At 37.0% G+C, this 26,169-nt stretch carries 33 protein-coding genes; 17 read left to right on the forward strand and 16 right to left on the reverse strand.

The features are described 5' to 3' along the window. Genes mreD through ACQRD1_RS07785 form a run of 8 tightly spaced genes read left to right on the forward strand, consistent with a single transcriptional unit; the run spans position 1 to position 7,548 of the window. Positions 1 to 519 (forward strand): rod shape-determining protein MreD, encoded by a 519-nt coding sequence (mreD, locus tag ACQRD1_RS07750; protein WP_235231445.1) that lies wholly within the window; start codon positions 1 to 3, stop codon positions 517 to 519. Beyond that, the gene (locus ACQRD1_RS07755; protein WP_235231446.1) at positions 512 to 3,454 is read left to right on the forward strand and encodes a penicillin-binding transpeptidase domain-containing protein; all 2,943 of its coding nucleotides are present in this window, start codon (positions 512 to 514) and stop codon (positions 3,452 to 3,454) included. Before mreD ends, ACQRD1_RS07755 begins: the two co-directional genes overlap by 8 nt. Before the next feature lie 18 nt (positions 3,455 to 3,472). Further along, positions 3,473 to 4,063, forward strand: a complete 591-nt coding sequence (locus tag ACQRD1_RS07760; protein ID WP_235231447.1) for a septum site-determining protein MinC — start codon at positions 3,473 to 3,475, stop codon at positions 4,061 to 4,063. After that, complete coding sequence (minD, locus tag ACQRD1_RS07765; RefSeq protein WP_235231448.1) at positions 4,045 to 4,836, forward strand: septum site-determining protein MinD; 792 nt, start codon at positions 4,045 to 4,047, stop codon at positions 4,834 to 4,836. Before ACQRD1_RS07760 ends, minD begins: the two co-directional genes overlap by 19 nt. Before the next feature lie 12 nt (positions 4,837 to 4,848). Next, positions 4,849 to 5,061 (forward strand): cell division topological specificity factor MinE, encoded by a 213-nt coding sequence (locus tag ACQRD1_RS07770; RefSeq protein WP_235231449.1) that lies wholly within the window; start codon positions 4,849 to 4,851, stop codon positions 5,059 to 5,061. Continuing rightward, complete coding sequence (locus ACQRD1_RS07775) at positions 5,058 to 6,182, forward strand: FtsW/RodA/SpoVE family cell cycle protein (protein ID WP_235231450.1); 1,125 nt, start codon at positions 5,058 to 5,060, stop codon at positions 6,180 to 6,182. The genes ACQRD1_RS07770 and ACQRD1_RS07775 overlap by 4 nt, the downstream gene beginning before the upstream one ends. A 12-nt stretch (positions 6,183 to 6,194) precedes the next feature. Then, entirely contained in the window at positions 6,195 to 6,590 is a 396-nt protein-coding gene (gene mgsA, locus ACQRD1_RS07780) for a methylglyoxal synthase (protein ID WP_235231451.1), read from the forward strand. Next, entirely contained in the window at positions 6,574 to 7,548 is a 975-nt protein-coding gene (locus ACQRD1_RS07785; protein WP_235231452.1) for a D-alanyl-D-alanine carboxypeptidase family protein, read from the forward strand. Before mgsA ends, ACQRD1_RS07785 begins: the two co-directional genes overlap by 17 nt. Positions 7,549 to 7,597: 49 nt before the next feature. Here ACQRD1_RS07785 and ACQRD1_RS07790 read toward each other — a convergent pair whose 3' ends face one another. Then, the gene (locus ACQRD1_RS07790; RefSeq protein ID WP_235231453.1) at positions 7,598 to 7,798 is read right to left on the reverse strand and encodes a DUF378 domain-containing protein; all 201 of its coding nucleotides are present in this window, start codon (positions 7,796 to 7,798) and stop codon (positions 7,598 to 7,600) included. An 82-nt stretch (positions 7,799 to 7,880) separates the two neighbouring features. On the opposite strand from ACQRD1_RS07790, the gene ACQRD1_RS07795 reads away from it, so the two are divergent. From ACQRD1_RS07795 to ACQRD1_RS07830, 8 genes are all read left to right on the forward strand, one after another. Further along, the gene (locus ACQRD1_RS07795; RefSeq protein ID WP_235231454.1) at positions 7,881 to 8,831 is read left to right on the forward strand and encodes a TIGR01212 family radical SAM protein; all 951 of its coding nucleotides are present in this window, start codon (positions 7,881 to 7,883) and stop codon (positions 8,829 to 8,831) included. A gap of 17 nt (positions 8,832 to 8,848) precedes the next feature. After that, positions 8,849 to 10,225, forward strand: a complete 1,377-nt coding sequence (locus ACQRD1_RS07800; RefSeq protein ID WP_235231455.1) for an HlyD family efflux transporter periplasmic adaptor subunit — start codon at positions 8,849 to 8,851, stop codon at positions 10,223 to 10,225. A 17-nt stretch (positions 10,226 to 10,242) separates the two neighbouring features. Continuing rightward, the gene (locus tag ACQRD1_RS07805; protein ID WP_235231456.1) at positions 10,243 to 10,938 is read left to right on the forward strand and encodes a YggS family pyridoxal phosphate-dependent enzyme; all 696 of its coding nucleotides are present in this window, start codon (positions 10,243 to 10,245) and stop codon (positions 10,936 to 10,938) included. A gap of 22 nt (positions 10,939 to 10,960) precedes the next feature. Continuing rightward, a complete protein-coding gene (locus ACQRD1_RS07810) occupies positions 10,961 to 11,506 on the forward strand; it encodes a cell division protein SepF (protein ID WP_235231457.1) in 546 nt (181 codons plus the stop codon). Positions 11,507 to 11,511: 5 nt separating this feature from the next. Continuing rightward, positions 11,512 to 12,267 (forward strand): RNA-binding protein, encoded by a 756-nt coding sequence (locus ACQRD1_RS07815; protein WP_235231458.1) that lies wholly within the window; start codon positions 11,512 to 11,514, stop codon positions 12,265 to 12,267. 23 nt (positions 12,268 to 12,290) lie between these two features. Next, positions 12,291 to 12,800, forward strand: a complete 510-nt coding sequence (gene lspA, locus ACQRD1_RS07820) for a signal peptidase II (protein WP_420370564.1) — start codon at positions 12,291 to 12,293, stop codon at positions 12,798 to 12,800. Further along, on the forward strand, positions 12,778 to 13,698 hold the full coding sequence (locus tag ACQRD1_RS07825) for an RluA family pseudouridine synthase (protein WP_235231460.1): 921 nt from the start codon (positions 12,778 to 12,780) through the stop codon (positions 13,696 to 13,698). The genes lspA and ACQRD1_RS07825 overlap by 23 nt, the downstream gene beginning before the upstream one ends. Before the next feature lie 78 nt (positions 13,699 to 13,776). After that, on the forward strand, positions 13,777 to 14,421 hold the full coding sequence (locus ACQRD1_RS07830) for an AAA family ATPase (protein ID WP_235231461.1): 645 nt from the start codon (positions 13,777 to 13,779) through the stop codon (positions 14,419 to 14,421). A gap of 73 nt (positions 14,422 to 14,494) precedes the next feature. On the opposite strand, the gene ACQRD1_RS07835 is transcribed toward ACQRD1_RS07830, so the two are convergent. From ACQRD1_RS07835 to ACQRD1_RS07850, 4 genes are all read right to left on the reverse strand, one after another. After that, complete coding sequence (locus ACQRD1_RS07835) at positions 14,495 to 15,229, reverse strand: tRNA lysidine(34) synthetase (protein ID WP_235231462.1); 735 nt, start codon at positions 15,227 to 15,229, stop codon at positions 14,495 to 14,497. 240 nt (positions 15,230 to 15,469) lie between these two features. Continuing rightward, a complete protein-coding gene (locus ACQRD1_RS07840; RefSeq protein WP_235231463.1) occupies positions 15,470 to 16,543 on the reverse strand; it encodes a tyrosine-type recombinase/integrase in 1,074 nt (357 codons plus the stop codon). A gap of 163 nt (positions 16,544 to 16,706) precedes the next feature. Then, a complete protein-coding gene (locus tag ACQRD1_RS07845; protein ID WP_235231464.1) occupies positions 16,707 to 18,131 on the reverse strand; it encodes a MerR family transcriptional regulator in 1,425 nt (474 codons plus the stop codon). Between the two features lie 335 nt (positions 18,132 to 18,466). Then, the gene (locus ACQRD1_RS07850) at positions 18,467 to 18,826 is read right to left on the reverse strand and encodes a LysM peptidoglycan-binding domain-containing protein (protein ID WP_235231465.1); all 360 of its coding nucleotides are present in this window, start codon (positions 18,824 to 18,826) and stop codon (positions 18,467 to 18,469) included. Between the two features lie 226 nt (positions 18,827 to 19,052). Between ACQRD1_RS07850 and lexA the strand changes: the two genes are divergently transcribed. Beyond that, entirely contained in the window at positions 19,053 to 19,670 is a 618-nt protein-coding gene (gene lexA, locus ACQRD1_RS07855; protein WP_235231466.1) for a transcriptional repressor LexA, read from the forward strand. A 54-nt stretch (positions 19,671 to 19,724) separates the two neighbouring features. On the opposite strand, the gene rsfS is transcribed toward lexA, so the two are convergent. The 11 genes from rsfS to ACQRD1_RS07910 all read right to left on the reverse strand — a co-directional run bounded on the left by rsfS (position 19,725) and on the right by ACQRD1_RS07910 (position 26,155). Next, positions 19,725 to 20,078 (reverse strand): ribosome silencing factor, encoded by a 354-nt coding sequence (rsfS, locus tag ACQRD1_RS07860; RefSeq protein WP_235231467.1) that lies wholly within the window; start codon positions 20,076 to 20,078, stop codon positions 19,725 to 19,727. A gap of 3 nt (positions 20,079 to 20,081) precedes the next feature. Beyond that, complete coding sequence (gene yqeK / locus ACQRD1_RS07865; protein ID WP_235231468.1) at positions 20,082 to 20,666, reverse strand: bis(5'-nucleosyl)-tetraphosphatase (symmetrical) YqeK; 585 nt, start codon at positions 20,664 to 20,666, stop codon at positions 20,082 to 20,084. A gap of 6 nt (positions 20,667 to 20,672) precedes the next feature. Then, entirely contained in the window at positions 20,673 to 21,284 is a 612-nt protein-coding gene (gene nadD, locus ACQRD1_RS07870; protein ID WP_235231469.1) for a nicotinate-nucleotide adenylyltransferase, read from the reverse strand. A gap of 15 nt (positions 21,285 to 21,299) precedes the next feature. Beyond that, positions 21,300 to 21,590: a ribosome assembly RNA-binding protein YhbY gene (gene yhbY / locus ACQRD1_RS07875; protein ID WP_235231470.1), complete on the reverse strand. Its 291-nt coding sequence runs from the start codon at positions 21,588 to 21,590 to the stop codon at positions 21,300 to 21,302. A gap of 30 nt (positions 21,591 to 21,620) precedes the next feature. Further along, positions 21,621 to 22,904, reverse strand: coding sequence for a GTPase ObgE (gene obgE / locus ACQRD1_RS07880; protein ID WP_235231471.1), 1,284 nt, complete (start codon positions 22,902 to 22,904; stop codon positions 21,621 to 21,623). A 90-nt stretch (positions 22,905 to 22,994) separates the two neighbouring features. Further along, positions 22,995 to 23,276, reverse strand: coding sequence for a 50S ribosomal protein L27 (rpmA, locus tag ACQRD1_RS07885; RefSeq protein WP_016219110.1), 282 nt, complete (start codon positions 23,274 to 23,276; stop codon positions 22,995 to 22,997). Beyond that, positions 23,273 to 23,614 (reverse strand): ribosomal-processing cysteine protease Prp, encoded by a 342-nt coding sequence (locus ACQRD1_RS07890; RefSeq protein WP_235231472.1) that lies wholly within the window; start codon positions 23,612 to 23,614, stop codon positions 23,273 to 23,275. Before ACQRD1_RS07890 ends, rpmA begins: the two co-directional genes overlap by 4 nt. Positions 23,615 to 23,628: 14 nt before the next feature. Next, positions 23,629 to 23,937, reverse strand: coding sequence for a 50S ribosomal protein L21 (gene rplU / locus ACQRD1_RS07895; protein WP_235231473.1), 309 nt, complete (start codon positions 23,935 to 23,937; stop codon positions 23,629 to 23,631). A 106-nt stretch (positions 23,938 to 24,043) separates the two neighbouring features. Next, on the reverse strand, positions 24,044 to 24,928 hold the full coding sequence (locus tag ACQRD1_RS07900) for a DMT family transporter (RefSeq protein WP_235231474.1): 885 nt from the start codon (positions 24,926 to 24,928) through the stop codon (positions 24,044 to 24,046). Between the two features lie 24 nt (positions 24,929 to 24,952). Continuing rightward, on the reverse strand, positions 24,953 to 25,741 hold the full coding sequence (locus ACQRD1_RS07905; RefSeq protein WP_235231475.1) for an amidohydrolase family protein: 789 nt from the start codon (positions 25,739 to 25,741) through the stop codon (positions 24,953 to 24,955). Then, complete coding sequence (locus ACQRD1_RS07910; protein ID WP_235231476.1) at positions 25,742 to 26,155, reverse strand: CBS domain-containing protein; 414 nt, start codon at positions 26,153 to 26,155, stop codon at positions 25,742 to 25,744. Positions 26,156 to 26,169 lie beyond the last annotated feature (14 nt).

The following is a 26,169-nucleotide window of genomic DNA, read 5'->3' on the forward strand; positions in this document are numbered from 1 at the left end:
ATGAAGCGAAAGTTAATAACTTTTATTATTATTATCCTCTGTTTTTTACTGGAAGGTTCTGTATTCCATCATTTATCCTTTGCTTCCATTAAGCCGAATCTTTTGATTATCGTAACATCATCATTTGGATTTATGCGTGGGAAAAAGGAAGGGCTTTTTGTTGGATTCTTTTCCGGTCTTCTTGTCGATATCTTTTGGGGCAATGTATTGGGATTCCATATGTTGTTATATGCAGTTATTGGATATATTAATGGATTTTTCCAACGATTATTCTATGATGACGATATCAAACTTCCAATCGCGTTAATTGGAGCAAGTGAACTTGTCTATGGTTTGATCATTTATATTTGTATGTATATGCTTCAAGGTGATTTTGCATTTTTTCATCACTTGACAAGCATTATTTTGCCAGAACTGGTATACACAATTCTGGTTACTCTGGTACTATATCAAATTATATTACATGTCAATAAGAAACTTGAAGTAGAAGAACAAAGGAGTGCAAGCAAATTTGTATAATTTATGGGACCGGATCAAAACCGGAATATTGGAATTCTTACAATCCCGAATATTTGTTATCATTGTAGTATTTTGTGTAATGTCAGCAATTCTTGTTCAGCGTGTCTTTTACCTGCAGATTGTCAAAGGCCAGGAATATTATGATGACTATAAACTTCAGATTCAGAAGACGAAGGAAGTTCAAGGTACCCGTGGTAATATATACGATCGCAATGGTAACCTTCTTGCATATAACGAACTGGCATATTCTGTAACGATTGAAGATACCGGAGAATATGACAGTATCAAGCAAAAAAACAAAGAGATGAATAAAGTCATTACAACCGTCATTGAGATGGTCGAATCCAATGGAGATACTGTAATCAATAGTTTTGGCATTATTCTGGATAATGATAACGAGTATATGTTTGTCCATGAAAATGAGACACAGAAATTAAGATTTATCGCCGATGTGTTTGGCAAAAAAACAATTGACGAATTGTCTAAAAAACAACAAAATATGTCTGCGCAGGATATCATTGATTATTTGTGTACAGACGAAATATATGGTTATGGAATTGACCAGAAAAAAATGGAAAAAGAAGATGTGTTGAAGTTGATAAATGTCCGCTACGCAATTTCTTTGAATAATTTCCAAAAATATATAACAACTACAATCGCAGAAGATGTCAGTGAAGAAACGGTTGCAGATGTTATGGAAAATCTAGATAGTCTGCAGGGAGTCAATATCGAAGAAGAATCTTTAAGAAGATATACAGACAGTTACTGTTTTGCCAATATTATTGGATATACCGGACAGATCTCCCAGGAAGAATATGATGCATTAAGCAAAGAAGAGCAAGAAACATATTCAAAAACGGACACTGTAGGAAAGTCTGGACTGGAAAAGACGATGGATACCATGCTTCAAGGGAAAAAAGGAGAAGTAAAACTATACGTTAACAGTGTCGGAAAGGTTATTGAGACAGTAAAAGGAAAAGATCCTGAAGCTGGAAACGATGTCCATCTTACGATTGACGCGAATCTTCAAAAAGCTGCATATCATATCATTGAACAGGAATTAGCCGGAATTCTTCTGGCGAAGATACAAAACGCATTAGATTATGATCGAAATCAGGTCGAGGATGGAAGCGATGTTATCATTCCTATTGGTGATGTATACAATACCTTTATCAGCAATGATATTCTGGATATGACACATTTTGGTGAAGAGGATGCCGGCGCTGCCGAACAGGAAGTCTATGGTATCTTTACCAACAGAAAAGAAGAGGTTGTTCAGCAAATTTCTGACATTCTCCAGGATACAAATGCTGCTGCATATAAAGATCAGCCTAAAGAGATTCAGGCATATTTAACCTATCTTGTGACAGATGTTCTGACAAATGGGACTCAGATTATTATGCCAGATGCTATTAATACCAATGACAGTACTTATAAAGCATGGAAAGACGACGAAAGCATTAATATCAATACGTATTTAAATTATGCAATTTCTCAAAACTGGATCGATACTTCTCTGTTAAAAGAATATGTTTCAAAAGGTGAAGAATATTCCGATTCCAGTGAACTTTATCAGGGAATTGTTGCGTATCTCCTTGATTACATCAGTTCTGATAATAGTTTTGATAAACTGATATACAAATATATGATCAAATCAGGCGAAGTCTCTGGAAGACAGATATGTCTGATGTTGTATGAACAGGGAGTTCTGGAATATGATCAGGCACAATATGATGGTCTGAATTCAGGTAGTATTACTGCCTATGATTTCCTTCGCGGTAAGATTCAGACACTGGAGATTACACCTGGACAACTTGCCTTAGAGCCTTGTACCGGTTCCATGGTTGTGACGGATCCGAACAGTGGTGAAGTACTTGCCTGTGTATCTTATCCTGGTTATGACAATAATCGTCTGGCAAATACCATGGATTCCAATTATTATAATAAACTGGTAACTGATCAGGCCAGACCATTCTATAATAATGCAACACAAGAAAAAACTGCACCGGGTTCTACTTATAAACCGCTAGTCGCAATTGCCGGCTTGACAGAAGGGGTTATTGATGTGAATACAATTCTCCCTTGTACCGGTATTTATAAAAAAGTGGAACCAAATCCAAAATGCTGGATCTATCCGAATGCTCACGGCAGTTTAAATGTAGAAGGTGCTATTCAAAATTCATGTAATAATTTCTTCTATGAAGTAGGATATCGATTAAGTTTGCAAGATAGTGGCCTTGACCAGATTAGTTCTGACAACGTAGAAGGTAAAGCTACAAGCACATATTATTCTAGTGATCTGGGAACAGATACTTTGAAAAAATACGCGGAGGCGTTTGGCCTTGGAGAAACTTCGGGATTGGAAATTCCAGAATCTGAGCCACAGATATCCGATGAATCATCTGTCCCATCAGCGATTGGACAGGGTACTAACAATTATACAACGAGTCAGTTGGCAAGATATATTACAGCAGTTGCCAATAAGGGAACTGTCTATAATCTAAGCCTGATTGATAAAGTCACTTCTGTAGACGGAGAAATCATTAAAGACTATGAGCCGGAAGTAACAAACACCATAACGGATGTCGCATCTTCCACCTGGACGGCCGTTCATAACGGTATGCAAAGGGTAGTAACCGTCGCACATAGTGATATATTTTCCAAATTAAATTCCAGTGGCCTGTCTTTGTACGGGAAAACTGGTACTGCACAACAGAGTAACACACATCCTGACCACGGACTTTTCGTTGGATTCGTTCAAGATGAAAGTCAAGAGGTGGCATTTGCAATTCGTATTGCAAACGGATATAGTTCTACTTATGCTGCTGAAATTGGGAATAATGTGATGGAATACTATTATCAGATAACGCCGGAAAATGAAATCATTACCGGAGCAGCCGCAGAAATTAGTACAGGAACATCAGGAGGAGATTAAGGGAAAGGATGACCATATGTGAAAGAACCGGTACTCATTAAGAGTAACAGATACGGCATCACCATCTATTTTGAACCGGATATACCTTACAAAGAACTGATATCCGAGGTGGAAAATAAATTCCAGGCTTCTGCACATTTCTTTAATCATGCAGAAATGGCTGTGGAATTTGAAGGCCGTACTTTCACAAAAGAAGAAGAGCAGTATCTGACAGAAGTTATTCAAGATGCTGCCGGGATACGTATATTATGTATTATCGAAAAAGATACTGTTACAGAAAAGATTCATAAACGAATGCTGGATGAAAGTCTGAAAGCCATCCATGAGAGAGACGGCAGGTTTTATAGAGGTACGCTAAGAGAAAGACAGATTTTAGAATCTGAAACAAGTATCGTGATTATCGGTGACATCGAGGAAGGTGCCAAAGTGATATCAAAAGGAAATGTCATATCTACTGGTACAATTTACGGAACTGTCATTGCCGGTGCATCTGGTCGTTACGATGCGATAATAGCAGCACTCCAAATAAAGCGCGCAAAGCTAAAAATAGGAGACATTGAAGTAAAACCAGTAATAGGAGGAAGTTATTCATGGGCGAAGTTATTGTAATTACATCAGGAAAAGGTGGAGTCGGCAAAACGACAACAACAGCAAATATAGGTGCAGGTCTATCAAAATTCGACAAAAAAGTTGTGGTCATAGATACAGATCTTGGTCTTCGCAATCTTGATGTAGTCATGGGACTTGAAAATCTGATTGTCTATAATCTTGTAGATGTGATTGAAGGGACTTGTCGATTAAAACAGGCATTAATTCGTGATAAACGCTATGAAAATCTCTATCTTTTGCCTTCAGCACAGACAAAAGACAAATCAGCAATATCGCCAGGTCAGATGAAAAAACTGACTTCTGAATTAAAAGAAGAATTTGATTACATACTTTTGGATTGTCCGGCTGGAATTGAACAAGGATTTCAAAATGCGATTGCTGGTGCAGACCGCGCTATCGTAGTGACAACACCTGAAGTATCTGCAATCCGAGATGCAGATCGAATCATTGGTCTGTTGGAAAAGAACCAGATAAAAACAATTGATCTGATCATCAATCGAATTCGTATGGACATGGTAAAACGTGGAGATATGATGTCTATAGATGATGTAACGGAGATATTATCCGTTCCTTTGATCGGAGCACTTCCTGATGATGAACAGGTAGTCATTGGAACTAATCAGGGCGAACCGGTCGTTGGATTAAATTCTCAGGCCGGGACAGCATATATGAACATCTGTAAGCGGATCATGGGAGTAGAAGTTCCATTTATGGATCTGGAACATAACACTGGTATTTTTTCAAAGCTTTCACACCTCTTCAAAAAAGAATAGGAGGATATAAGAATGCTGAAAAGATCTTCTGTTTCTATCGCAAAGAACCGATTGAAAGCATTGGTCGTATCTGACCGTGTGCAATGTACTCCAGAAGCATATGATAATATTTGCAAAGAATTATATGAATCCCTTTCCAAATATTTTGAACTTACAGAAGAAAATTTTCAGGTAGATATAAAACGGACACAAGTTATTATTACATTTGCAGGAGAAGAAACGTGAGATTACCTAGATTTACAAAACCTTATCATTTAAAAGATTATAAATTCAGCTTAATCATCCTTGTCGTAGCAATATCCATACTGGGGGTTCTTGCTGTCGGCAGTGCCAAACCGGCTTATCAGTCTAAACAGATTTTAGGACTTGGAATTGGTCTTGTCGTCATGGTTATAATATCGTTGATTGATTATGTATGGATCTTGAATTTTTATTGGCTGATTTATCTGTTCTCAATAGTGATTTTGGCTGTAGTTCTGGTTTTTGGAACAGAAGTCAATGGTGCAACTCGTTGGATCGATCTTGGTTTTACAACATTCCAGCCGTCCGAACTTGCCAAGATTCTATTGATTCTGTTTTTCGCCAAATTTATCATGGAGCATGAGGAAGATATCAGTGACAAATTTACGATTATAAAATATGCGATTCTTGCAGGAATACCGCTTGTATTAATCGTATCAGAGCCTAATCTTTCTACGACTATTTGTACGGCAGCAGTTATCTGTATTTTAATCTATATCGGAGGTCTGAGTTATAAATTTATTGGAACAGTATTGGTCGTTCTTGTTCCGGTCGCAATTATTTTCCTAAGCATTGTAGTTCAGCCCAACCAACCGCTCTTAAAAGATTATCAGCAGAAACGTATCCTTGCCTTTCTGGAACCAGAAAAATATGCCAGTGATGAAGCATATCAACAAAAGAATTCTGTGATGGCAATCGGTTCCGGTCAGTTGACAGGAAAAGGGTTAAATAATAATACGACCACCTCTGTCAAAAATGGGAATTTCATCTCTGAGCCGCAGACAGACTTTATTTTTGCAATTGTAGGTGAAGAACTTGGTTTTATTGGTAGTTGTATAGTTATTGCGTTATTGTTATTAATTGTGATACAATGTATTTTAATAGGTACTCGATCGCAGGACCTGGCGGGAAAGATCATCTGTTGTGGAGTGGGCAGTCTTATTGGTGTCCAAAGTTTTATTAATATAGGTGTTGCCACACAGTTATTACCTAATACCGGAGTTCCGTTACCATTCGTAAGTTATGGGCTGACTTCTCTAGTTAGTTTATATATGGGTATAGGTTTTGTCTTGAACGTCGGGTTGCAACCGAAAAAATATCAATAAGGAGTGAGAACAATGAACATTGGCCTGATAGCGCACGATTCAAAAAAGACTTTAATGCAAAATTTTTGTATTGCATATAGAGGCATCCTTAGTAAACACAATCTATATGCGACCGGAACAACCGGACGCTTAATTGAAGAAGTAACCAATCTGAATGTCCACAAGTATCTTGCCGGACCATTGGGGGGTAAGCAGCAGTTAGGTGCACAGATTGCACAGAATGATATTGACGCGCTTATCTTTTTAAGAGAGCCCAATAACCCAAAACCTCATGAACCAGATGTGAATGACGTTATACGTCTCTGTGATATGTATAATATCCCGATGGCAACCAATCTTGCCACCGCAGAATTAATTATATTAGCAATTGATAGAGGAGATCTTGATTGGCGTGAAATGTATCGGTAAGTTTGGCAAGGTGCTAATTGTTATTACTTCTTTTTTACTTCTTGTATCAGGATGTGGAAAAAAGGAAGAAGTAGTAGCAGCATATGAAACAGAAAACTATAACAAAGCTATTTATAAAGCTGATTTATTTGCAGATAATTTGTGTGTAGTTTCCGAAGACGTTGATCTGGAGGGGACTCCTGATACTTCAGGTTTACATGCAGCTGCTTTATTTGACTTGGATGGAAAAAAAGTTGATTTTTCATATCATGTTTTTGAAAGATTATATCCAGCAAGTACAACAAAGATATTAACTGCGCTGGTGGCACTAAAAAATGCAGATTTGTCGGATATGGTGACAGTTTCTACCAATGCAGACGCCGCAAGATTTGCAGCAGATGAACAGACTTGCGGAATCCATGCGGGAGACCAGCTTACACTTTCTGATCTGCTTTATGGGCTCCTTTTATATTCAGGAAATGATAATGCTGTTGCAATTGCTGAGTATGTAGGTGGAAGTATGGATCATTTTGTGCAAATGATGAATGATGAAGCACAGGATTTATTAGCTACAGGCACACATTTTGTAAACTCTAATGGTCTTCACAATGAAAATCATTATACAACTGCTTATGATCTGTATTTGATTTTCAATGAATGCCTAAAATATGATGAATTTGTTAATATTATCAGTGCTGATTCTCATGTAGCTTCTATTACAGGGGCAGACGGAACCGTTCGACAGATCACCTGGCAGCCAACGAATTTTTATGCGACTGGTGAAGCTGAATTACCCGATTCTGCGACAGTTATCGGCGGTAAGACCGGAACAACCCAGGAAGCAGGAAATTGTCTGATCCTATTAGAAAAAGGCGCTAATGAGCATCCATATATCTCCATTGTAATGGGCGCAGATACAAAAGGTATCCTTTATCAGGATATGACAATGCTAATAAATGCGATACCAGAAAAGCAATAAGAGGGGCATCTCGAACGGGATACCCCTCTTGTCTGTAAAAACCATATTATTATGAAAAACTGGTGACTCTGCCGTACAAACTAATAAGATAAAGGCCGCACAGCCCGACAATTGTGTAGATAATACGTGAAATCCACGAAAGATTACCGAATAGAAATGCCACCAGATCAAAACGGAATATCCCAATCAAAAGCCAGTTAATGGCACCTATGATTACGATTGTCAGAGCGGTATTATCAAACCATTTCATGTAAAATTCCTCCTTTTAACATGCTACCATTAGTATGGCTTATGGAGATATAATTATACATGGGAAAGGAAAAAAATATCAAATGAATCAACAATTGCCATATTATCCTTATTCTGATTATTTAAAAAATAAATACGGTGAAAAAGTGTATAAGCTTCCGGTCAACCTTCCGGTCAGCTGCCCGAATCGCAGAAATGGTCACGGATGCTCTTTTTGCGCTGAATCAGGGACTGGATTTGAAGCTATGGACTGTCATATTCCTGTTCATAAGCAATTAGAAAAAACAAAGGAATATATTGAAAATAGATATCATGCGCATAAATTTATTGCTTATTTTCAAAACTATACAAATACTTTTCTTCCATTAGATGATTTCGCGTTTTATATGAATGAAGCCGTAAAAGTTCCTGATATAATAGAGATTGCCGTCTCGACACGACCTGATTGTATCACCGAAAGTTATCTGGATGTTCTTCAGTCATTAAAAGAATCTTACCAGGTTGGAATCACAATAGAATTAGGGCTTCAAACTACAAACTGTCATACACTTCAAAGCATAAACCGTGGACATACATTGGCAGAATTTATAGATGCCGTTTTGAAGATTCATCGGTACGATTTTGATCTGTGTACTCATGTAATATTAAATCTGCCGGGAGATGATATGCTGGATGCCATTGAGAATGCAAAGATATTATCTGCACTTCATATACAAATCGTTAAAGCTCATTCACTGTACATTGCAAAAAACACACAGTTGTACAACGCCTACGAAAATGGTACAATAGCTTTATGTTCAAAAGAAGATTACATCAAAAGACTAGCTGCTTTTCTGGAATATCTAAGTCCAGATATCGCTGTGGAACGGCTCTTTAGCCGTATCCCGGAAAAAGATGCCGTATTCTGTAATTGGGGTTGCAGCTGGTGGAAATTACGAGATGAATTGTTGACATATATGGAACAGACTAATAGTTATCAGGGAAAAGAATATCATTATCTGAACGGAGCTGCTCTGAAAGAATTAGAGACATAAAACAGGAGGCTTTATTTTTGGCAGGAAACAAACTTACAAACATTCAGGTTTATCGAAAAAAATGGAATATAAATATAGGAGTTATCATTTTCGGGGCTGTATTCATCTATCTGGTTGTAACAGTTTTACTATATCTGACAGGGAATCATGTAACTGCTTACGAAGTAAGAGAAGGATCCATCTTAAAAGATAACGCTTATACTGGCTTTATTGTCAGAGACGAGACAATTGTACAGGCAGAATCTGATGGCTATATCAATTATTTTGCTTTGGAAGGAAGCAAAGTTGGAGCAAAGACCCGCGTATATACCTTGTCTGATAAAAAGCTGGAATTAACCTCGAATACTGACGAAGAATCTCTGGAACTTACTTCTGAGGAACAGAACTCTATATTGATGAAGACTCAGTCATTTTCAGAAAATTTTAGAGAAGAACAATTTAGTGATGTATATACATTAAAAAATAATATTACAAATGTATTGGAAAGCAAATCTAATCAAAGCAGACAAGCTCAATTAGACGCTATGGTTGCAGAAGGAAACAATGATCTTCAGATATATACAGCTGTTTCTGACGGAATCATTCTCTATTCTACAGACGGTTATGAAAACATAACCACTGATCAAGTGACAGAAGATGACATATCAAAAGCTAATTATGAGTCAAAAAATCTAACTGATAATACAAAAATCAAAGCTGGAGATCCTGTATATAAATTAATTCGTTCTAATGATTGGTCTGTTGTTATTCTTCTAAATGATGAGACAGCCAAAGAATTAGCAGATGTAAATCGTGTAAAAGTCTCTTTTTCTAAGGATAACGAGACTACATATGCTGGCTTTTCCATACAAACGAAAAAAGATACCTCCTATGGAATTCTTACCTTCGACAGCTCCATGATTCGCTATGCGGAAGAAAGGTATCTGGATCTGGAATTAATTCTGGAAGATGAATCAGGGCTTAAGATTCCAAAATCTTCTGTAGTAACGAAAAAGTTCTATACCGTTCCAAAGGATTATCTGACATCTGGAGGAAACAGCAGTGGTACAGGTGTACTCGTTGATATCAGTAAAGATCAATCACAATTCCAAAGTGTGGAAGTTTATTATTCTGACGAAGAATCGAATTTGGTTTATCTTGATTATGATGCTTTTGATTCAAATACTGTATTAAAAAAACCGGATTCATCCGAGACCTATGAATTGACTAAAACCAAGAAATTAAAAGGTGTGTATAATATCAACAAAGGATATGCTATATTCAGACAAGTGCAGATTCTATGTGAAAGTGATGAGTATTATATTGTTGCATCCGGTCAAGATTATGGTCTGACAAATTATGACCACATAGCATTATATGGAGATAGCGTCCGTACAGATGATGTGGTATTTTAAGAAGGAGTGGTTAACTTATGTTAAAAGAAAATCTAACATCCGTTGAAAATCAGATTCAGACTGCATGTGAGCGCTCTGGCAGAGATAGAAAGGATGTCACATTAATTGCGGTGAGCAAGACCAAGCCTGTTGAAACACTGGAAGAGGCATATAATTTAGGTGTCCGTGTTTTTGGCGAAAACAAAGTGCAAGAACTGGCAGATAAATATGAAGTACTTCCCAAAGATATTCATTGGCATATGATTGGTCATTTGCAAAGGAATAAGGTAAAGTATATCATCGATAAAGTCGATCTGATTCATTCCGTAGATTCTGTACGTCTTGCAGAAACGATTGAAAAAGAAGCCGCAAAACACAATCTGACAGCCAACATTCTAATTGAAGTAAATGTTGCAAAAGAAGAAAGCAAATTTGGAATAATGCCAGAAGAATTGGATGAATTCATTGAAAAAATTGCTGGTTTTTCACATATTCAGGTAAAAGGGCTGATGACAATCGCTCCTTTTGTAGAAGATCCTGAAGAAAACCGCCCAATTTTCGCGCGTTTACGCAAATTATCTGTTGACATCGCAGCGAAAAACGTTGATAATATTACTATGAGCATTCTTTCAATGGGCATGACAAATGATTATCAGGTAGCCATAGAAGAGGGCGCAACGATGGTCCGGGTGGGAACTGGAATTTTTGGTGCGCGCAATTATGCTCTAGTATAACCGAAGATAGGAGATAATTTAGATGGGAGTATTAGATAAGTTTTTAGATATTATGAAACTGAGTGATGACGACGATTATGAAGATGACGATTTCTTCGATGATGATTATGACGATGATTACGAAGAAAAGCCAAAGAAAAGTTTTTTCCGAAAAGATAAAGAAGAAGTTTATGATGATTATGACGATGATTATGAACCTCCTGTAAAGACAAAGTCTACACGTTCTTCTAATAATAAAGTAACACCGATGCGTCAGCCGGCCAGAAGAAATAATGTCAGCATGGAAGTTTGTGTAATCAAACCTAACTCTGTTGAGGATTCTCGTGAAATTACAGAGACTTTATTAAGTGGACGTACTGTGATCCTGAATCTGGAAGGCCTGGATCTCGAAGTTGCGCAGCGTATTATCGATTTTACTTCTGGTGCAGCGTTTGCAATCAGCGGTAATTTGCAGAAGATTTCCAATTACATATTCTTGGTAACACCTACAAATGTCGATATTTCTGGAGATTTACAGGATTTATTAAATACTTCTTTCGACGCATCATCCATGCGTTCAAGATTCTAATAGCTATGAATAAAGAAGAGATATTGTTACAAAAACGGCTGATTGAACTGTCAAAAATTGCATATGCCCGTGGGATTGTTACATTCTCTGATTTTCTAAATCTGAATGAATTAAATATATTACATACCACTCCAAAAAATTTGTTTATGTCTCAATATGAGACATATGGCGGGTATGACTTATCAGAGCGTCAGATGGTTGCATTTCTACCTGATGCTCTTTATTATGATTATCAATATCCCATTCAGATGGTAGAAATAGCACCAATCAACCAAAAATTTTCAGAAGATTTAAGTCATAGAGATTATCTGGGATCTGTAATGAATCTTGGAATCGAACGAAGTAAATTTGGAGATATTATTGTTGATAATGGCAGGGCAATTCTATTTAGCAAAGAAGAATTAGCTGATTATATCAAGGAAAATCTCACCCGTATCAAACATACGACAGTACAGGCTAAAATCATACCAGATTATGAAGTGTCATATGAGCCGAAGTATGAAGAATTAAAGGGAACAGTTCCTTCTATTCGCCTAGATACCATTCTTTCTATTGCATATCCTTTATCAAGGAGTAAATTAACACCCCTGATTGAATCCGGAAGGGTATTTGTCAACGGAAAATTAATCACAAGCAATGGGTATCATCTAAAAGAAGGAGATATGATTTCTGTTCGCAAAATGGGACGAATATCATATACAGGAATATTATCCGAGACTAAAAAAGGACGATATATGGTCTCTGTTCGCAAATATATATAGACGAGGGAATAATGAATATTGCTATGAATACAGAAAAAAAAACTTATAAGCACTATCTGACATCAATCATATGTATGGTTGTTCTCATCATTTTAGATCAAATCACAAAATTATGTGCAATAAAAAATCTGAAAAATCAGTCACCTTACATTATCATTAAAAATGTATTTCAACTTGAGTATTTGGAAAACAGAGGAGCTGCTTTTGGATTATTCCAGAACCAGCGTGTTTTCTTTTTCGCAAGTGTAATTTTGATAACTATTATTGTAGTACTTTTTTATTACAGAGCTCCAATGGAACAAAGATATCTTCCGCTGAGAATATGTGCTGTCTGCATCATGGCTGGCGCATGGGGAAATTGTATAGACCGAATACGTCTTAATTACGTTGTTGATTTTTTCTATTTTAAGCTGATAGATTTTCCAATCTTCAATGTGGCAGATATTTATGTCACCGTATCAACGATTGCGTTGGCAATCTTAATATGCTTCTATTATAAGGAGGAAGACTTTGAAAGAATACTTCACCGTTGAGAATCAGGAAGGAGAGCGAATTGATCGTTATCTTTCCGAAGAAATGGAAGACCGGTCAAGATCCTATATTCAAAAATTAATCAAAGACCAGTATGTAATCGTTAATCAGAAGCCTGTAAAAGCCAATTACAGGCTTTCTTTAGGTGACATGGTAGAGATTACTCTTCCAGAGGCAAAAGAGCCTGACATTATTCCTGAGAACATTCCGCTGGATATCTTGTACGAAGACCAAGATATTATTATTGTTAATAAACCAAAACAAATGGTAGTTCATCCAGCACCGGGACATTACAGTGGAACTTTAGTTAACGCTTTAATGTATCATTGTGGTCAGGAACTGTCCGGTATTAATGGTACAATGCGTCCTGGAATCGTACATCGCATTGATATGGACACAACTGGTTCTCTGATTGTCTGTAAAAACGATATGGCCCACCAAAGCCTCTCTGAACAATTAAAGGTTCATTCCATCAAACGTGTTTATGTTGCCATTGTGCATGGGAATATAAAAGAGGATAACGGTACCGTTAACGCACCCATCGGAAGACATCCTACTGAGCGTAAAAAGATGAGTATTCATACCAAAAACGGAAGGAATGCTATTACCCACTATAAAGTACTAGAACGTTTTGGAGAGTATACTTATATTCAATGTGAACTTGAGACCGGACGCACGCATCAGATTCGCGTGCACATGGCCAGTATCGGTCATCCATTAGTAGGAGATCAAGTATATGGTCCCAGAAAATGTCCTTTCCCTAAGCTTCAAGGACAAACTCTTCATGCAAAAACTCTTGGAATCATTCATCCCCGAACAGGTGAATATCTGGAAATAAATGCACCGTTACCAGATTATTTTATCGAACTATTAGACAGACTAAGGAATATTTATCATTAAATTATACAAAAATTCTATACAATTACTTCAAATTATTATATAATATATTCATAATTATTTTTGAGGAGCGTGATTGGTATGGCAAAGACAAATACTATAATAACTATCGGCAGACAGTTCGGAAGCGCCGGTAGAGAGATTGGCTATAAAGTAGCAAAGGATCTTGAAATTAAATTATATGATAAAGAGATGCTTGACCGTGCCGCAAAAGAGAGCGGTATATGTCAGGAATTATTCGAGACGCACGATGAAAAACCAACAAACAGCTTTTTATATTCTTTGGTAATGGATACCTATTCGCTCGGTTATTCATCAGGAAGTTATACGGATATGCCGATCAACCATAAGATTTTTCTTGCACAGTTTGATGCAATAAAAAAAATTGCAGATGAAGGCCCATGTATCCTAGTTGGTCGTTGCGCAGATTACGCATTGGAAGAATACGATAATGTATTAAGCGTATTTATTCATGCGGATCTTGATGCACGTATTCGAAGAATTGCCCGTATATACGATTTATCTGACGCCAAAGCCAAGGATATGATCTTGAAGACCGATAAAAAACGAGCTAGTTACTATAACTATTATAGCAATAAAAAATGGGGTGCTGCAGAAAGCTATAATATCTGTCTCGACAGCTCCAAATTAGGAATTGACGGAACAGCAGAGGCAATTGAAAAACTAATAGAAATCAAAGAATCTGATAACAGTAAAAAGTTATAATATGTCCAAAAAGGGGACGTAGTATTTTTTCAAAATACTACGTCCCCTTTTTTAAAATGTGGTGTACCCAAATTTATCTTTTTTGCAAAATACGTTCCGGCCATCCTTTTATATTTCCATTCAAAATAGCCGTAAACATTCTTTGTTTTGCACCGGGGTGTTCTTCATTCAACTGCTTGACCAGTTCCTTGGCATATTGTCTCTTGGTGTATCCATCAATTGGGCAACGACTGGTAACAACAGGCAGGTTATACTTATTTTTAAATCCAATAACATCTGCTTCGTCTACAAACATAATCGGACGTATAACCGTCAGATCCATACGATCTAAGTATGTCCGTGGTGAAAAAGAATAGAATCGACCTTCAAACAGCAAGGAAAGCAGCATCGTTTCTATAATATCATCTTTATGATGTGCATAAGCAACTTTATTGCATCCCATTACTTTTACAGCCTCATTCAACGCACCTTTTCTCATTTTCGCACAGAGAGAACATGGATTGCTTTCTTTTCGTTCCTCAAAAAGAATGTGCGCAATGTCTGTTTTTACAATCTTGTAAGGTACACCCAGTTCTTCACACAACTTCACAACAGGGGTAAAATCACACTCACTGTAACCCAGATCTACCGTAACAGCGCTCAATTCAAAATGCTTCGGATAAAAACGCTGAAGTCCATGAAGTGCATATAACAAAGTCAAACTGTCCTTTCCTCCAGAGATTCCAACTGCAATGTGATCTCCCTCCTCAATCATCTGATATTCGTCAACAGCTTTTCGAGTATAGCTGAGCAATTTTTGTAGCTTCATCTTATATTCATCCTTTCCTGATATCCAGCCTTTATTTTAACAGAAGCCTCTCATAATGTACATAATATTTTCTTAAGATTGTTTTGAAGGTTTCTGAATTCTATTGATGTGCATTTGGAAAATGAATATATAGATTTCTGATACAAGACCCTTTGATATGCTTCCGTGGGTCGCTATTGTAGAAAGATACTTCTGCCACGGAACATGGTAAATTCATAAAAAAGGGAATCTTAGTACCTCCTAAGATTCCCTCAATTTTACAGCTGTTGCTGCCTGTCTGCGTCTATCTTCATCAATGGCAGCATAGTGCTTTTTGGTCGTATTGACATCTTTATGACCAAGAACATCCGCCACAAGATAAATATCTCCAGTTTCTTTATAAAGAGATGTACCATAAGTGCTTCGAAGCTTATGCGGCGTTATTTTCTTATTCGGTGTTACTTGTCGCGCATATTTTTTTACCATATTTTCAACTGCCTGGATTCCCATGCGCTTTCTCTGTGTTGATAAAAACAGTGCATTTTCATGTCCGGAAAGAGGAGTTATGGCTTTTCGGTCTCCTTCCATATAATTTTCTAATGCATCTGCAACTTCATCGCCAAAATATACAACCATCTGACCTCCACCTTTTCTGGTGACGGTAATTCCATTATTTTTAAAATCAACATCCGTTACATCCAATCCTACACATTCAGATACACGAATACCCGTTCCCAGAAGAAGTGTTAAAATAGCCAGATCACGGTCACGTGTCTTTCGATAATAGGTAAGTGCCTGTCCCGTAAGCCTATCACCTGCAGATTCTACATAATCCAAAAGCATTGCAACTTCATCGGTATCCAATCGTATGATTGCCTTTTCGTGCAACTTTGGCATGTCTACCAAAAGTGTGGGATTCTTACTGATCATCTGATGTTTAAAATAATAATTATAAAAGCTGCGTAAAGCAGACATTTTTCTGGAAAGGCCCTTTTCACCATTCGTAATCATTTCGCCATCATTTTCTCGTGTATAGACCTTCAGATATTCCATATACTCCTCAATATCTACAGGTTCGAGATTCTCAAGATCCTGAAGTCGAAACTGATCAATGGTATAATTCTTGTAGATAGGATTATTCTCCATTAAATAACGAAAAAAAACACGGATATCGTATGCATAATTAATACGTGTCTTAGCTGAAGATCTAGGCTCAATTGCACGAAAATAATCCTTTGCAAATGGCGGCAAAGTCTTTAAAACTTCCCGAAGCCGAATCGTCTGTTCAATCTGAGTCTGCTTATAATAAGAGCGTGTTTTCGGTATATCTGGCATAATATAAATCCCCCTTAATATTTATTTTAACCCCTTAATACTTTACATTATATCATATACATTATTTTTCGTCTATATCTTTTGGAAAAATCGGTATTTGTCGTATAGATATATAATTGACATTTTTATGTAGGGTGCCCCCTTAGGGGCACTTGCTATAATCTTATTTCCTAAAATACAATTCACCTTTCACGCCTTTCATCTTGAAATTCTCATAAGTAAGAAAATAATGTTCGTCTGCTGAATAATCCAGATAGAAATCATTATTATCCATGTCATTTTCGTTTGAATCTTTATCCCAAATGGTTACTCCTGCATGTGTTTCATACCATAAATAATAAGTATCTGAAGTACCGGAATTGTCAGTATATTCATACTCTCCAGTCTGTGGATCCATGATCTTATAGTTTTTTCGTATCATATCTAAGTTGTATGAAAAAGTAACTTTACTTTCCATATCTGGGTCTAACTGTTTCAAATACTCCTTTTTCAATTCAAACCATGATTTTTGATATATACCTATCACTTCATCATTCTCATCTTTTTCGTACTCGATTTCATCAATAACAGTAAAATAATCTTCCCAGTTATTTTTCGTAATTTCAACAGTCTCTATTCCTTTTATCTCCTGCCTATTCTTCTGGTCTTCAAAAGAATCTGACGGATATCTTTTGACATAATCCTGATACATGATTACGACACAGACTGCAAAAGAGATAATTAAAATGACTATAGTTATCACCATGATACGTCCAGTTCGTACCTTCTTCTGTTTGCTTTCAGAAGACTTTTTAGAAGACCTCATATAGAACATAATAAAACCACGAATACCAGCTATCACAATGCACACAACTAATAGTACAATTAAAAATCTTGTCAGTGATGTTGATAGCATTCCAACACCTATTCCGCAGAAAGTAAATGAATTGGCAAGACCGCCCAGACCATTTCCACCCCAGTCTCTGGCCCATACCCACAGAAAATCTTTTCCAGTGATTCCCTCATAGACAGATAACCCAATTCCATACAAAATAAATAGTATTCCTAATCCCATATTAACATATGGAAATATTGCAGCAGTAACTGCATCATCGATTGGGATACGGAACATTGCTTCCATAAACACTTTACCAAATACAGTCCAGATGATAATATATACAATCCCTTTTCCGATAAATTTCTTATCAATATCTTCTTTCATAATCTGCTCAAACCTCACTTTCCAAGTGGCCTGATCACCGCATAGTAACTCCTCATTGAGTTCAGCAATACTGATATTTTCTGAAATAATTGTTTCACAGGTTGTTTTAATTTCTTTAATTTTCATTTCTTCTTTATTTAGTTCCCCTATTCTCCTGGTCATTACCTCTTGTAAAGTGATATTACCATCAAGAACCTGCTGTATCTCCGGTAATGAAACTTCCAATAGACGAAGTACTTTAATCTGATTCAGACGTTCTACATCCATCTCAGAATATTCCCGATATCCGTTTGCTTTTCTGGAAGGATGAATCAGACCTTCTTTTTCATAATATCTGATATTAACACCTTTGATTCCTGTCTTTTGTTCTACTTCTTTTATCAGCATTACATTCACCTCGTAAATTATTCATGCGCATGTCTTTTCTTTCTTGAATCGTAGACCCTAAAGTCGCTATAAGGTCAAGAGTTTTTATTGATCTTTTGAAATTATTTATTAACTTTATTCTATATCAGGCTCATAGGCACAGCAAGTACAATAGCTTCTGTTAAACAACAACCGACTTTTTTCTCATATAATCAAATAAAAACAAATAAAAAAATGATGCCTGGTGCAGGAATACCCTGTTCGCCAGACATCTAGATGGGTGAGTATAATATATAAGATAAGTTTTATACTTATATACCGATGTAATGAATTGCTTCTTATAAGACAGTTATATACTATAAAATATCCTTATCATAATATGCGATCGTCAGATATTGTCCTGACTGAATATCATCAGAAATCAAGCCATTCATACCCTTTATCTCGTAGATATAATCATAGATAGAATCATAATGTTCATCTGCATATTCTTCCGCGATACTCCATAAAGTATCACCGGATTCAATCTCAATACTTCTGTAATACTTATACTGAACAGGCGTGTCTTCAGAATTGTCATGTGCATCCACCAGGCTGTTTCCAAAAAAGATACTGAGTCCCATAACGAATAAACAGACTGTGAGCATAACCAATATTTTATTTCTACGTACTTCTCTTCTTCTTTTACTTGCTGTATGTAATCTGTGTGTATTCATGAAACTCTCCTCCTTAATAATATAATCCCCTTATTCTAAAATGATCAGCAAACATTTGTTCCGAACAGCTGTTCTATAGTTGTATTATATACGTCGAACAAATGTTTGTCAATATAAAATCCAAAAATTATCGAACATATTTTCTAAACATTTGTTTGCTTTTTGAATATTGCTGTGATAAAATGAATTTATTAAAGTTCTTATGTACGGAGAGAAGGAGGTTCTTATGGGAAGCGGTAAGATTAGCCCAAAACAACAAGAAATATTAGACTATATTAAATCACAGATACTGGAGAGAGGTTTTCCTCCTGCTGTACGTGATATCTGCGATGCAGTTCATCTAAAGTCTACTTCTTCTGTTCACTCACACCTGGAGACACTTGAAAAGAATGGCTTCATACGTCGTGATCCTACGAAACCAAGAGCGATTGAGATTTTGGATGATTCTTTTAATTTCACGCGTCGTGAAATGGTGAATGTTCCGATGATAGGGCGTGTTGCTGCCGGAGAACCGATACTCGCAGAACAGAACATTGAGAATTATTTTCCTATTCCAATGGAATTCATGCCTAATAACCAGACCTTTATGCTTAAAGTAAAGGGTGAAAGTATGATTAATGCCGGTATTTTCGATGGGGATCTTGTATTGGTGGAACAATGTCAGACTGCACGTAATGGCGAAATGGTAGTTGCTTTAATCGAAGACGGTGCTACTGTTAAGACCTTTTACAAAGAAAAAGATGCGATTCGACTGCAGCCTGAGAATGACTCAATGGATCCAATTATTGTAACTGATGTCAAGATTTTAGGAAAGGTCATAGGAGTCTTTCGTTTCCTTGCTTAGACATTTTCAAAAAAGGAGGACAGCTTTTCATTTCTGTCCTCCTCAAATTAATATCTATAATTCATCCGGATTTATAATTTTCTTTCCATCATTCCAGATACGTTCCAGATTATAAAATTCACGATTTTCTCTGTCAAACACATGTACGATCACATCGCCATAATCCAACAATACCCAGGCACCAGAATTCTGTCCTTCCCGCTGCTTTTGCTCATACCCTGCAATGTGCATTTTTTCTTCTACACTAGCTACCAGAGCGTTTACCTGACTGTCGCTGTTACCATTTGTAATGATAAAGTAATCTGCCAGTACTGATATCTGGGAGATATCTATGATACATGTATCTTCTCCTTTTTTATCTTCCAAAGCTTTGAATGCAACACGTGCCATTTCTTTTGCTTGATCCATAGACTACACCTCCTTATTAAGTTTATTTTTATAATATAAGTATGTTTTCTCAGTCATTGGGTCAACTGATATATTTTTACTGTTCAGATATACCAGCGAATCCTCCAGGATACGATACAGACATTCATTAATGTCCGTGAATGCTAATTTTCTCACTTCTGCCATATTAGGTAATTCTTTTCTTCCAGGCTCAATATAGTCCGCAATATAAATAATCTTGTCTAAAAGTGTCATATTGGGACATCCTGTCGTATGACTTGCGATTGCATTAATAACATCTTTATCTTTAATATGATATTTTTTGGCCGCAAGAAAGGCCCCTAATTTGGCATGAAGAAGACTTGGATTTTTTTTCTCGACTTCTGATACACTTAAATGATACTTATTACATAATTTAATCTTATTCTCACCAGAGATACATTTTGCACAATCATGAAGCAAACCTGCAAGCAATGCTTTTTCAACATCTTCGTCATAACGCATTGCCATGGAAGCTGCTGTATACATAACTCCCAATGTATGCTCATACCGTTCGGTATCTAACTCTGTCATTAATTTTCTTCGTATTTTTGTTATCTTCTGTTCCATATACTCTCACACTCCCATATACAGATGCTTTTTGTAAATATAATCTTCAACATCTGCCGGAACATAGGAAGCGATTGATTGCCCCTCTTTGATTGCTTTACGCAATTCATGTGAAGATATTTTTATTAACGGTGTAACTAATAATTCTATTTTTGCCTGGTACTTCTTTTCCAAATACTGGATTCTTCTTTCCATCTCTTTCCGTGTATTAATCTCGTCACGAAATGCTGCAAGAATTGTACATGTAGGAAAGATTCTTTCAGGATGCACCCAATGTTCTATCATAAACAGCGAGTCTGCACCTATGATAAAATAGAATTCATCCTCAGGATATTTGTTCTTAAAGTATTCTAAAGTACTGTAAGAACAAGAGACTTCTCTTCTCTTCGCTTCATATAATTCCAGTCGAAATTCCTCATATGGAGCAATAGCTAATTGAACCATTTCAACACGTTCCATGACATCCGTTTTCATAGATGTATTGTCCTTGTGAGGTGGATTCCCATTTGGCATATACCAGATCTGATCCAATCCAAACATTTCATAAGCTGCTTTTCCAAGCATCAAATGTCCATTATGAATAGGATCAAAAGTTCCTCCCATAATCCCTATTTTCATAACGTTCGCTCCATCTTATGGCAATTCAATTCGTTTATTTTTATCTTTTCCTTCTTTATACAACACAATTTTTTTACCAATCACCTGTACTACCTGTGATTTTGTACGTTCTGCAAGTATCTCTGCCAAAGCTCGTGGATCGTCCGCACAGTTCTTCAGAACACTGACCTTAATCAGTTCTCTTGCATTTAATGCCTCTTCAACAGCTTTTGTGAGCTCAGGCGTCATACTATTTTTTCCAATCTGAAAAATCGGATCCATCGTCATCGCAAGGCTTTTCAAATATGCTCTTTGCTTTGTCGTCATCTTTTTACTCCTTCATCTCTATATCGTCATTTATTTATAGTAATCAAACTGTAATCCATACATACGCACGGTATCACCTTCCTGAATTCCAGCTTCTTCCAATTCATCCAGAATACCTGTATCTTTTAAAAACTTCTGGAAAAAAGCAAATCCTTTCTCCGAATCCAGATTTGTGTAACCAAGCATTTTTTCAATCTTTGGACCTTCTACAACATAGATTCCCTCTTCCACTTCGACAGTATACGGAAGATCTTCATATATTAATTCTTCTTCAGGGAAATATTCCTGTTCAAAGATAACTGGTGCTTGGTCTAGTTCTTTTAATCGATCTGAAACATAATATAAGAGTTCCTGAATTCCCTTTCCTGTTACACCTGAAATCGGAAATACTTTGATTCCCTTTGGTTCAAATTCATCTTTCAGACGCTTTAACGGATCTTCCCCATCAGGGTAAATTACATCAATCTTGTTGGCCGCAATAACTTGTGGACGCTGTGCTATCTCAGGATTATAGGCTTCCAATTCTGCATTTATTTTATAAATATCATCTACTGGATCTCGTCCTTCAGTACCTGCCGCATCAACAACATGTATCATAAGTTTTGTACGTTCAATATGGCGTAAGAACTCATGTCCAAGTCCTACACCTTCAGATGCGCCTTCAATCAGGCCCGGAATATCTGCCATAACAAATCCTCTTCCATCAGGAAGATCGACGACTCCCAGATTCGGATTCAGAGTTGTAAAATGATAATTTGCAATTTTAGGCTGAGCATTTGTCACACGTGACAGCAATGTGGATTTCCCTACGTTAGGGAATCCTACAAGTCCAACATCTGCTATAACTTTCAATTCCAGATTTACCCAGAGTTCACGGGAAGGCTGCCCTGGCTGCGCATATTTAGGAACCTGCATGGTCGCTGTTGCATAATGTTGATTGCCCAGGCCACCTTTTCCGCCTTTTAATATAATCTGGCGTCGATTATCCCCAGACATATCGGCAATGACTTTTCCAGATTCTGCTTCTTTTATGACTGTGCCTTCTGGAACCTTCAATATAATATCTTCTGCATCTGCACCATGACATCTGCGTTTCCCGCCCGGCTCTCCATCTTTAGCGGTGTATTTTCTTTTATGACGAAAATCCTGCAATGTATTCAGCCCTTCATCAACCTCAAAAATAACATCGCCGCCGCGTCCTCCATCGCCACCGTCTGGGCCTCCATTTGGTACATATAACTCCCGGCGAAAGCTTACATGGCCGTCACCGCCTTTTCCTGATCTGATAAATATCTTTGCTCTGTCTGCAAACATATACTTATTCCTCTCTTATTTACAAAAAAGAGTGCTGCTATATAACTGAATGTCAGTTATCCTGCAACACTCTCTTCAACTCATAACTACTTAAGCTACCGGATAGATAGAAACCTGTTTCTTATCTCTTCCTTTTCTCTCAAATCTTACAACGCCATCTACAAGTGCGAACAATGTATCATCACCGCCACGTCCAACGTTAACACCTGGGTGAATCTTTGTTCCGCGCTGTCTGTAAAGGATATTACCAGCTTTTACAAACTGTCCGTCTGCTCTCTTGGCACCAAGTCTCTTAGACTCAGAATCTCTACCATTCTTTGTAGAACCAACACCTTTTTTATGAGCGAAAAACTGAAGGTTTAATTTCATCATGGTTGCTGCACCTCCTCGAATGTTAAATCAATATATTCTGCATAGTTTTCATCATCCACCATTTGTTCCAATCCGAGAATCATAGTTTTTAACAACAACTCTGCTTCTTTCGAAGGTGAATCACTTAAATAAAAAGCAATCATCCCTTCTTCCTGATCACTGTCCACAGAAAACTCATCTTCTGCATACAGATCAATCGCATTTATTGTATTCAGCACCAGCACTGAAGCTGCGGCACATACGATATCCTGGCCTTCATCCGCATATTCAGCATGCCCTTTTGTCTGAAACCCTATGCATTCTTTTCTGTCGTTCTGAAAAATGGTTACATGAATCATGGATCTTCTCCAAATTAAGCATTGATTTTGTCAATCTTTACTGCTGTATACTGCTGTCTGTGACCGTTTTTCTTATGGTATCCAGTTTTTCTCTTATACTTGTAAACGATGACTTTCTTAGCTTTGCCGTTCTCTACAACAGAAGCTTCTACTGTTGCTCCTTCAACGGTTGGATTACCAACTTTTAATTCGTTGTCACTTACTGCAAGCACCTGGTCAAATGTATAAGTTTCACCAGCTTCTACACCAAGTTTTTCTACTTTAATGATATCGCCTTCGGCTACTTTGTACTGTTTACCACCTGTTGCTATAATTGCGTACATATGGCACCTCCTATTATCATTACTCGCCAACTACGGTGTCCGTTACGGACTTTTAAACCTCGTTGTGCGGCATACTGGTATATAATAGCATATGATTTTTCAAAAATCAAGTATTCTTATGAAAATTTATTTGCAAAAATATCAATGCACTTACTACTAGAATAATCCCGAATATATTGTAGATATTCAACGTCTCCTGATACAAGAGAACCCCCAAAAGACTGGCTGCGACTACTTCAAAAGAAGCTATGATCGGAGCTTTGCTGCTCTCCATATATTTAAGTCCAATGGAATAAAAGATATATGGAAATGCCAGTGTTACCACACTCCCTACAATCACCAATGGCATTTTGGAAAGATGGTCCGATATTAAGCGAATTGTGTCAACTGGTTCACATATGATCAGCGTTGCAAAAGATGCAAATAAAAATGTATAAAATGTCAAGGTAAGCGAATCATATTTATCCATTATTGCTTTTCCAAGGATTGTATAGAGAGAATATCCTAGCCCTGAACAAAGACCAATGAATAATGTGATCATCTTGTGTTCTCCCAGACCCGTATCGGACAGTCCGACAACCAGAACACAGCCGACAAATGACATCAGTAATGCAACAATCTTCTGAAACGTTATCTTTTCCTTAAAAAATACTAATGATAAAATCATAACAAAAAAAGGAGCCGTATATAATAAGACCACTGCTACAGAAAGAGATGCCCTCTGTACAGTCTCTGCATATGCCAGGTTATTGACAAACAGACTTCCGATCCCTGTTCCCAAGAACCATTGAATATCTTTTTTTTCAATTTTTAATTTCTTACGATCTGTAAGCAATAGAAATATTGCTAAAACAATCGTTGAAACACAGATTCTGACAGCCGTTATCTGACGAGTATGGAAACCGATATCTGCAATATATCGAGTAACTATTCCCATAGATCCCCAGAGGACAGACGCAAGTAAAACAAAAAATGGAGCAGTTTTCTTCATAGATTCTCCTTAAAGATACTCTCTTTATAAATTTAACAATTTGCAGGCATTTTTAGAAAATATCATTTCTTTTTCTTCTTCTGTCAACGGCATATTAGATAGGATTTCTACAAATTCCTTCTGCCCTCCCCACGGTGAATCCGTTGCAAATAATATTTTATCTGCGCCATGATTTCTCACGATCCGAACAAACTGTTCTTCTGGCATACGATCTAACACTACTCCAGTATCAAAATACACATCTTGACCGACCAGATAATCCTCCACATCATCCCACAGTTCATTTCCACCCATATGGGCAAGAATCATCTTTTCAGGTTCTACTTCTTTTAATACCTCGCAAGCCATCTGTGGTGTACAGTGAACATCTTCTGGACACTTCGGATCTACACCTGCATGTACAACAATAATAAATCCCAGCTCAGATGCATAAGAAATTAATCTTTTGAAACATATATCATTAAAATACATATCCTGATAATCTGGATGCAGTTTTATTCCTTTCATTCCCATAGAATTGATTTCGCGAAGCTGTTCCTTATAATTAATACTTGCAGGATGAATACCTCCAAAAGAAATAACCGATCCTTCCAGATACTTCGCTGCGAACCGATTGACCGATTCAATCTGCGATACTTTCGTAACTGCCGGAAGTGCCACTGAGATATCAATACCAGCTTCTTCTGTTGATTCCAGCAACCCATGATAAGTGCCGTCTGTAAATGGTCTGATCTGACAGACATTTTGTAAAAATTCTATGGTTCCTTTCGCTATCTTATCTGGAAACATATGTGTATGAAAATCAATAATCATCTAATCCTCACATTCTTTCATCTTATCATAGCAATATCCAATGATATCACGTCTTGTTATAATTCCAATAAAATGTCCCTGATCATCCACAACCGGGACAAAATTCTGTTCCATAGCTTTACCGATCAAATCTTCCATATTGGATTTTGCAGTCACACATTGATAGTCAAGTCTGCGCTCGACTTTCATAATACTAATATCTTCTGCATCTTTCAAATTCAATATATTCCACTTTTTCAAAGACCACAAAAGATCACCTTCAGTAATAGACCCTACATATTTCCCCTCTTTATTTAAGATCGGTACAGAAGAATACTTGTGGTATTCCATGATCTCCAGCGCCTGCCGCAGAGTATGGTAGTCATAAATATACGCCAGTTCGCTTTTAGGCTTAATAAAAAACAAAATATTCATGATGAAGACCTCCC

The sequence above is a fragment of the Bariatricus sp. SGI.019 genome, assembly GCF_050315235.1.
Lineage (GTDB): Bacteria > Bacillota > Clostridia > Lachnospirales > Lachnospiraceae > JAFBIX01.